The 10,403-nt window shown below is 66.0% G+C and carries 1 protein-coding gene; it reads left to right on the top strand.

Annotated features, from left to right (window positions below; genetic code table 11):
* Nucleotides 1-10,403, top strand: a 10,403-nt coding sequence (locus Q1W26_RS02305; RefSeq protein ID WP_300435322.1) for a PKD domain-containing protein, incomplete at both ends; no start/stop codon positions are given.

Genomic DNA, 10,403 nt, shown 5'->3' with positions numbered 1-10,403 from the left:
CAGCGGCAGCGGCATCTTCCAGCGGGTCTTTGGCGACACCGCGGAACTGCCGCGCAGCGGCGACCCGGCGCTCAAGGATATCGAATCCAGCGTGGTATTCGGCGCGGCCGATGCGATCACGCCGCAGCTGATCGACAACGACCTTGTCGTTTCGAACAATGGCACCAGCTTCAGCGGCGGCAGCCTGTGGGTTTATTTCACCTCCGGCGCGGACAGCAACGACGCGCTGGCAATCCGCAGCGTGGGTTTCAACGCGGGGCAGATTGGCGTAAATCTCAACGAAGTCAGCTTTGGCGGCGTCGTCATCGGAACCGTGGCGGGCGGCACCGGCGGTGCGCCGCTGGTGGTGAGCCTCTCTGGCGCAGCCAGCCCGGCGGCGATCCAGGCCCTGGCCGAAAACGTCACCTATCAGTACAGCGCAGCCGCGGCGCCGGCCGGCACGAGCGACCGCTACGTGGCCTTCCGGCTCTTCGACAACAGCGCCGCGGCGTCGGACCCGACCGAGACTCTGGTCCGTATCCAGGACACCGCGCCGGCCTCCGCGCTGGCTTTGGTGGATGTCGTTCCCGCCGTGACGGTCAGCGAGACCGCGGCCCGCGGTGGCGTGCTGCTTGACGGCGCAGTCCAGCTCAACCAGGGCGCGGGCGGCCTCGATGGTGCCGTGCTGACGGCATCCTTCAGTGCCAACGGCCGGAGCTCCGACCAGCTGGGAATTTTCAGCGATAGCCATCTGAGCTACACCGGAAGCACTGTCAGCTACGACGGAACGACGATCGGCACGGTTGCCGGCGGTGACAACGGTACGCCGCTGACCGTCACCTTCAATGCCAACGCCAGCGCCGAGCGCGTTGAAGCCGTCATTGAGCACCTGGCCTACCAGAGCGACACGCAAGGCGCGCTGCCCAGCCGCACGGTGCTGGTCAGCCTGCAGGACGCGAGTTCTGCGGTCACCAGCCAGAGCATCACCGTAAATATCCTGCCCGAGGCGAACGGCGCAGTGCCGCTGTTTGACCAGGCGCGGGTCAATACCTACGTGGCCGGCGAGCAATCCCAGCCCGCCGTGGCCACCCTCGCCGACGGCAGTTATGTGGTGGTGTGGCAGTCGTACAACCAGGACGGAAACGCCTGGGGCGTCTTCGGCCAGCATTTCACCGCCGCCGGCGTGCCCGTGGGCCTCGAGTTTGCGATCAACAGCTACATCTGGAACAGCCAGGATGGCGTTTCGGTGGCGGCGCTTTCCGGCGGCGGCTACGTTGTGGCCTGGCGCAGCGAGGCGCAGGACGGCAGTTCCGGCGGGGTTTTTGCGCAGGTTTTCAGCGCCCAGGATGCGGCGCTGGGTGATGAGTTCCGGGTCACCGCGAGCACTGTTTACGACCAGACTCATGCCGCGGTGATCGGCCTGGCCGATGGCGGTTTCGTCGTCGCCTTCGCCGACCAGACCCGCGACGGCAGCGGCTACGGCACCTACGCCCAGCGTTACGACGCCAGCGGTACGCCGATCGGGAGCGATTTCCTGGTCAACACCTATGTGCCGTATGACCAATACCTGCCGGCCCTGTCGGCGCTGAAGGACGATCCATCCACTTCAGGTACCAATGAGACGGGCTTTGTTGCCGTCTGGCGGTCGCTCTATCAGGACGGTTCGGGCTGGGGAATATTCGGCCAGCGCTTCGATGCCAGCGGCAACAAGGTGGGTGCCGAGTTCCAGGTCAATACCAACGCCAGCGGCAACCAGTACAACCCGACGGTCGTCACGCTGACGAACGGCGATTTCGTGGTGCTGTGGTCCGACGAATCCGACTATTCGCTACTTGGCCAGCGCTACACGGCGGGCGGCGTGGCGGTGGGCGGCGCGTTCATGGTGAGCACGCCGGATCTGCCTTCGAATCAGGAGCTGTGGCCGCACGCTACGGCACTCTCCAACGGCGGCTTCGTCGTCGCCTGGGATAGTTACAGCGGCCTTCTCAACGATTACATCGACGTATGGGGCCAGCAGTTCGACGCCACCGGGGCCAAGGTCGACGGGCCCGTGCGGCTTAGCCAGACGAGCGCCGATGCCCAGCACCACCCGGTTGTGGCCGGTCTGGCCAACGGCAATTTCGTGGCCGCCTGGGCATCGAATGCCGAGGATGTGCCGGGGCAGGGCGGCTATGGTGTGTTCCAGCGCCTGTTCGGCACGCCGGGTTCGGTGGCGCGTCAGGAAAACCCGCAGCTGCTGGATCTGGAAAGCTCGGTCACCCTGAATGAAAACGCCGTCAATGCCACGCCGCAACTGATCGATTCGGGTCTGCGCGTCATCGACGAGGATTCCGCCAATTTCGCGGGTGGCACGCTGCGCGTTTCGGTGCTGACAAGCCTGGGCGGAAATGCCGCCTACGACATGGAAGCCTTCAGACAGGATAGTTTCACGATCCTGCACGAAGGCAATGGCGCCGGGCAGGTCGGTGTCAGCGGCACCGCGGTCGGCTCGACGATCCGCTTTGGCGGCGTTGCGGTCGGCACCATTGCCAGCGACGGGCAGGGTTGGTCGGATCTGGTGATTGTGTTCAACAGCAACGCCACTGCGGCCATCGTCGAGCGTGTGGCGGAGCGGCTGGCCTACACCACCAGTTCGTCGGCACCGGTCGGGCGGGTGGTGGAAGTTGCCGTCAGTGACGGCGACGGCGGCCAGAGCGTGACCCAGACGATCAACCTCAACATCACCCCGCAGACCGACGGTGCGGTGGCGCTGTTGCCGGGCGACACGCAGGTCAACACCTACACCGACAACACCCAGGCCTATCCGACCGCGATTCATCTGGCAGGCCCGAATGCCGGCGAGTACGTGATCGTCTGGCAGTCCTACGGTCAGGATTCGGATCAGTACGGCGTCTATGCCCAGCGCTACAACCTGAACGGCGCGGCCATCGGGGCCGAGTTCCAGGTGTCCTCGGCGACTCCCGGCAACCAAGGCACTGACTCCGGCGTGAGGGCTGCCGCGCTGACCGACGGCGGTTTTGTGGTGGCCTGGGAGTCCAGCGACGACTGGGGCCGCGGCGTTTTTGCCCAGCGTTTCGACGCCTCGGGCAACGCGGTGGGCAGCGAGTGGCGCGTCAATCCGGTGACGACTTACGAGCAACTGCAGCCCGCCGTGGTCGGCCTCGCCAACGGCGGCTTCGCGATCGCCTACAGCGATGACACCAATGCGGACGGCAACAGCTACGGAACGGTCTTCCAGCGCTACGACGCCAACGGCCTCGCGCAGGGTAGCCGGGTTCTGATCAACGACAACCCGCCGGGTGGCGGAACCGCCTTCACCACCGACAATCAATCCTTCCCGCAACTGTCGGCCCTTGCCAACGGCGGCTTCGTGGCCGTGTGGCATTCCTATGCCCAGGACGGAAGCGGCTGGGGCACCTACGCGCGCGTGTTCGACGCCAGTGGTGCGCCCACAACAGACGGTTTCCGGGTCAATAGCTCGACCCTCGGCCACGAGGCGCGTCCTGATGTGACGACCCTCAGCAACGGCGATTTTGTCGTTGTGTGGCAGACCAGTGACGATCCGTACAGCGACAGCTACGCGATCATGCTGCAGCGCTTCACCGCCGGCGGCGTGCCGGTGGGCTCCGAAACGCTGGTGAATAACGGGCTGACCTTCCCGTCCAGCGACGCCTACCCCCACGTGACGGCCCTTGATACCGGCGGTTTCGTCGTGTCCTGGGAATCCGATGACGGGTGGGGTCGGGGCTATTACGTCCAGCAATACGACACCGACGGGCACAAGGTGGATGGCCCGCTACGGGCCTCGCAAGCCGCCACCTCCGACCAGACCTACGGCGATGTGGCCGGTCTGGCGGGCGGGCGATTTGTGGTCACCTGGTCGTCCTCCAACCAGGAGGCTTCCGGTTGGGGCGTCTACCAGAACGTCTTCGGGCCGGCCGGTTCGCCGGTGCTCCAGGCGGCGCCGGTGATCAGCGACATGGCGGGGCGTGTCACCTACCTTGAAAACACCGTCAACGCCGCGCCGCAACTCATCGATGCCGCGGTGGGCGTGTTCGACAGCGATTCAATCACGCTGGACGGTGGCGTTCTTACGGTCAGCGTGATCAGCGGTTACTCCAGCCTGAACCAGGATATCGGCGACTACCGGCAGAATCAGGACAACTTCTCCATCCTGTCCGAAGGCACGGGCGCCGGACAGGTGAACGTCAGCGGCGCCAACGTGCGCATCGGCACCACGGTGATCGGCAGCATCGTCAGCGACGGTCAGGCGGGCCATGATCTGGTGATCCAGTTCAATGCCGCGGCCACCCAGCCCTTTGTCGAGCATGTCCTCGAACGGCTGGCTTACCGGAATCCGTCCACCGATCCGGTGGCCAGTCGGCAGGTCAGCATCACTCTTTCTGACGGCGACGGGGCGACCAGCACGCCCACCGTGATCCAGATCAACGTCACCGCCGAGGCCGACGGTGCGCTGCCGCTCGGATCGCCGGAATCCGTCAATACCTACAAGAGCAGCGAGCAGATGTCGCCGGCAACGGCAACCCTCGCCGATGGCGGCTACGTCGTCACCTGGCAGTCGAACGGCGAGGACGGCTGGGATTACGGCATCTTCGGCCAGCGCTACGCGGCCAACGGCACGCCGGTCGGCAACGAGTTCAAGGTCAGTGCCTATACGCCGGGCTCCCAGTCCGACCCGGCGGTGGCCGCCTTGAGCGATGGCGGCTGGGTGGTGACCTACACCGACGAAGGTCGCGACGGCAGCGGCTATTCCGTGTGGGCGCAGCGCTTCGACGCCGCCGGTCGTACGGCCGGTGCTGAGTTCCGCGTCAATACCTCCACCTCGGGCAGCCAGCTCGATTCGTCAGTCAGTGCCCTGGGCGACGGCTTTGTCGTGGCCTGGCGTTCGGACGGCGAACGCAATGGCGAGTATTACGACGTTTTCTTCCAGCGCTACGACCATAACGGCAACACCCTCGGCGCCGAAACCCGTGCCAACACGCCGATCTCCGGCAACCCTTACGTTTACCAGTACGAACCGGACATCACCGCGCTGGCCAACGGCAATTTCGTCGTCGCCTGGCGCAGCGAAGGGCAGGACGGCAGCAACTCGGGCGTCTATGCCCAGCTCTTCGACGGCACCAGCGGAAACGCCATCGGCGCCGAGTTCCAGCTCAACCAATACACCGTCGACTACCAGTACTACCCGCGTATCGCCGCAGTGGGCAGCGGATTCGTCGCCACGTGGATTTCGCGCGGGCAGGACGGCAGTAGCGACGGCATCTACGCACGTGGCTACGACGGAGCAGGCAACCCGGTCGACAACGAGTTCCGGGTTAATGAGTCCAGCTACAACTACCAGATTTCGCCGGACATCGCCGCCACCGGCGACGGCGGTTTCGTGATCACCTGGCGCGACAGCAATACCGACGACATCCTGGCGCAGAAGTTCGACGGCGCCGGCAATCGTGTCGATGGGGAACTGAATATCGGCACCACGGGAATATCCAGTGACGATGTGCCGGCTGTCGCCGGGCTGGCGGGCAACGCCTTCGCCATCGTCTGGCAGGGCCAGTCGGACGGCAGCGGCTACGGCGTCTTCCAGCGTGTGGTGGGCGACCCGGGCACTTTCGCCCACAGCGCGGCGCCGCAGATCGTCGATCTGGCCAGCTCCGTCACTTTCCAGGAAAACGCCATCAACGCCGCGCCGCAGGTCATCGATGCGGGCATCGGCCTGTTCGATCCGGATTCGGCCAACTTCAACGGCGGCCGTCTGGATGTGAGCTTCATCACCACCTACGGCGACCGTAACCAGTTCAACATTCCAGGCATCCAGGCCCAGGACCAGCTCGGCGTCCGCAACGAAGGCATGGGTGAGGGCCAGATCGGTGTCAGCGGCAGCACCATCAGCTACGGTGGAACGGCCATCGGCACACTCATTGGCAACGGTGTCAATGGCGGCTCGCTGATCGTCAGCTTCAACGCCAACGCCACGCCCGAAGCGGTCGAGAACCTGATCGAGAACCTCACCTACCAGAACTTCCTGTCCAACCCCGAACCGACCCGCACGGTGTCGGTGCGCCTGTCGGATGGCAGCGGTGGTGTGACCGCACCGCAATCCATCACCCTCAACATCGCCGCCAATCCCGACGGTGCCGTTCTGTACGGTGCGGAGCAGGTGGTCAGCCGCTTTGCCCTCACCGGCAACCAGGCTGGCGAGCAGGGCGACTCATCCATCGCCCAGCTGGCCGACGGCGGCTATGTGGTGGCCTACACCGACTGGAGCGGCAGCGACGGCAGCAGCTACGCCGTTTTCGCGCGCCGCTATGACGCCAACGACAACGCCGTCGGCGACCCGTTCCAGGTCAATATCGCAACCCTCAACACCCAGGACGAGCCCACCGTGGTCGGCCTGTCGGGCGGCGGCTTCGCGGTGATCTGGACGTCCAACGACTTCGCCACCGACACCTCCGGCGACGGCGTCTTCATGCGTCGCTACCTGCCCGACGGCAGCGCTGCGCCCGGAGGCGAGGTGCTGGTCAATACGAGCATGGGCGGCAACCAGTATCAGCCGGCGGTCAGCCAGAGCAGCGATGGCGGCTTCATCGTCGCGTGGTATTCGGATGGCGAGCGGGACGGAATTTACTACGACATCTACCTCCAGCACTTCGACGCCACCGGCCAGAAGGTCGGAGGTGAGGTGCGCGCCAGCCTCCCGATTGCGGGCGAGTTGTACACCCCGCAATCCGAACCCTCGATCGCGCTTCTGAACAATGTCGGCGGTGACTTCGTCGTCACCTGGACGGACGGCTACGCCGACGGCAGCGGCAATGGCATCTTCGCCCAGCGTTTCAATGCCGACGGTAGCCCCATCGGTGCCCGGTTCCAGGTCAATACCTACATCGACAACTCCCAGTCCCAGTCCTCGGTGGCAGCCCTCAACGACGGTGGATTCGTCGTTGTATGGACCTCCTACGGCGAGGACACCTGGGGTTACGGTGTTTACGGGCAACGTTACGACGCCCTCGGCAACACGCTCGGTGCCGAGTTCCGTGTCAACTACAACACCGCGAACAACCAGCTGCAGCCGTCGGTCACCGGGCTCACCAACGGCGGCTTTGTCGTCAGCTGGGATGATCAAAGCAGTGTCTGGCTGCAGCAGTACGACGCCGGCGGCCGGGCCATCGACAGCCAGATCGTCGTCAACGACATCAGCACCGAGACCACCCCGGACATCGTGGCTACGGCAGATGGCGGATTCCTCGTCAGCTACCAGGGTTATCGCGACACCGCCCACGGCGGCAACAACAGCACCGAGGTGCTCGTCCAGCGTTACAGCAACACCGCGCCTAACGTCAGCGACGTGAATGTCACCGGCGACGAGGACAGCGATGTCGCGCTGCTCGATACCCTGTTTGCCGCGGGCTTCACCGACGCCGAAGGGCAGGCGCTGGCGTCGATCCGCATCGTTACGCTGCCCGGCTCCGGCACCCTGAGCCTGCATGGCGTGGCCGTGCAGCCGGGGCAGGAAATCGGCGTGGCCGATCTGGCCGCCGGTGCGCTGATCTACCACGGCAACGCCGACTACGCCGGTGCCGACCTGTTCCGCTGGACCGGTAGTGACGGCAACACCTACTCGACCCAGTCGGTGTTCACCAACATCACGCTGCGTAACGTCAACGACAGCCCGCGCCTCGAAGCGGGTGCCGACCGCGTCGCGCAGGAAGGCCACTATTTCGCCCAGGGCCTCACCCTCGGCGACCCGGACATCGGCAACGTCTACCACGTGACGGTGGACTGGGGCTACAGCGTGAACGGCACCCCGGTCACCAGCAGCTTCACCACGCCCAGCAAGTCGCCGACCATTGATCACGTCTTCCCGGACAACGGCAGCTACCACGTCAGCGTCACCGTTGATGACCAGCAAGGCCAGGCCAACAGCGTCGCAACCGACAGCTTCACCGTCGTCGTCGACAACGTCGCCCCGACCCAGGGGCTCGGTGGCGACAACACCGTTGAACAAGGTCATCCCTACACGCTCACTCTCGGTGGGGTCAGTGATCCGGGCGCCGATATCGTCACCCAGTACGCCATCGACTGGGGCGACGGCAGCCCGCCGCAGGTCATCGCCGCGGCCGACCTGCCGGCCAACCGGCAAGTCGTCCACACCTATGCCGCTGCAGGCGACTTCACCATCGAGACCACGCTGACCGACGAAGACGGCAGCTTCCCGCACGCCAGCAGCAAGGCGCTCACCGTTGCCCCGCCGGCCGAAGTCATCGTCGTCGATGCAGGCCTCGACAGCAGCGTCGGCGAAGGCCTGTTGTTTACCCGCAGCATCAGCTTCACCGACCCCGCCGACCAGGATCCGGCCGGGCGCAGCGCCACCATCAACTGGGGCGACGGCACCCCGGTTGAAACCCTCAGCCTTGGCGCCGGCCAGTTCAGCTTCAACATCAGCCACCGCTTTGCCGACGACCGGGCCGTCCCGGTTACGGTGGATGTCAGCGTCACCGACAACGGCTTCCAGACCGCCAGCGACAGCTTCACCCTCGCCGTCACCAACGTCGCCCCAAGCCTCGCCGTGAGCGGCCCTGGCGCAGTCGCCGAAGGCAGCCCCTACACCGTCACCCTCGGCGCGGTGCAGGACGTTGCTGCCGATACCGTCAGCGAATACCGCATCGACTGGGGTGACGGCAGCGCGCCGCAAGTCATCGCCGCCGCCGACCTGCCAGCCAACCGGCAAGTCACCCACACCTACGCCGACGGCAACATCAGCGGCACCGCGCGGCAGATCGGCGTCACCCTCGTGGACGAAGACGGCACCCACATTAATGCGGGTACGCAGGCCCTCACCGTGTACAACGTCGCCCCGACGGTCAGCGCCAGTGGCGCCGTCACCATTGCCGAAGGCAGCGACTACACCCTCACCGTTGGCCCGCGGGTCGATCCCGGCGCCGACACCCCGACCCTCTACCGCATCGACTGGGGCGACGGCAGCACCCAGAACCAATACACCCCGACCGAATACGACGCCCTCGTCGCCGGCGGCGGCGTGGTTCATCACACCTTCGCCGACGGCACCAGCAATCCGACCATCACAGTCCGCGTCTTCGACGAAGACGGTGAACACATCGCTGCCAGCCACAGCGTCAGCGTCACCGATGTTGCCCCCACCGCCAGCCTCACTGGCGCCGCAACCACGCCGGAAGGCAGTGCCTACGCTCTTGGCATCGGCGCCATCCTTGATCCGGGCGCCGACACCGTCAGCGAATACCGCATCGTCTGGGGTGACGAAACCACGCCGGGCAGCTACCAGACCATCAGCGCCGCTCAGCTCGCGCTGAATGGCGGGGTTGTCAGCCACACTTATGCCGACGGTGCCGCCAGTTACAGTGTGCAAGTTTCGGCGCAGAACGAAGAAGGCCTCTTTGCCCTAGGCACCAAGGCGGTCGACGTCCTCAACGTGGCCCCCACCGCCAGCCTCAGCGGCCCGGCCACGGTGGACGAAGGCAGCGTCTACACCCTCACCGTCGGCGCCATCACGGACCCCGGCACCGACACCCGCAGCGGCTACAGCATCGCCTGGGGCGACGGCAGCACCGACAGCTTCACCCCGGCCGACTGGGCCACCGCGGCCGGCAGCTTCACCCACACCTACGCCGACGGCGCCAGCGCACCGACCATCACCGTCAGCACCACCGACGAAGACGGCACCACCGTGCTCGGCACCCAGGCCGTCACGGTGAACAACGTGGCGCCCGCGGCCAGCCTCAGCGGCGCGAGCGCGGTGGACGAGGGCAGTATCTACACCCTCACCGTCGGCGCCATTACCGACCCCGGCACCGACACCCGCAGCGGCTACACCATCGCCTGGGGCGACGGCAGCACCGACAGCTTCACCCCGGCCCAGTGGGCCGCCGCGGCGGGCAGCTTCACCCACACCTACGCCGACGGCGCCAGCACCCCGACCATCACCGTCAGCACCACCGACGAAGACGGCACCACGGTGCTCGGCACTCAGGCCGTCGCGGTGGCCAACGTCGCCCCGAGCCTCGTGCTCGACGGCGCCGCCAGCACCCTCGAAGGCGCCACCTATCAACTGACCCTCACCGGCAGCGACGTGGCCGGCAGCGCCGACCCGCTCGCCTACAGCATCGCCTGGGGCGACGGCAGCACCCAGACCGTCCTCGCCGCCGACCTGCCGGCCAGCGGCATCGTCAGCCATGTCTTTACCGACGACGAAGACGGCCCGGCAAACGCCACCGCCCGCCAGGTCACCGTAACCGTCACCGACAGCGACGGCGGCAGCACCGAGGTCAGCAAGACCGTCACGGTGAATAACGTCGCTCCGACCATCGAAGCCACTGGCGCCGCCAGCGCCACGGTCGGCGTCGCCTACACCCTCAACCTCGCCAACTATG

The organism is Zoogloea sp., assembly GCF_030157465.1.
Lineage (GTDB): Bacteria > Pseudomonadota > Gammaproteobacteria > Burkholderiales > Rhodocyclaceae > Zoogloea.
The sequence above is the reverse complement of the archived record's forward strand: the minus strand, read 5'-3'. Positions and strand labels throughout refer to the sequence as shown.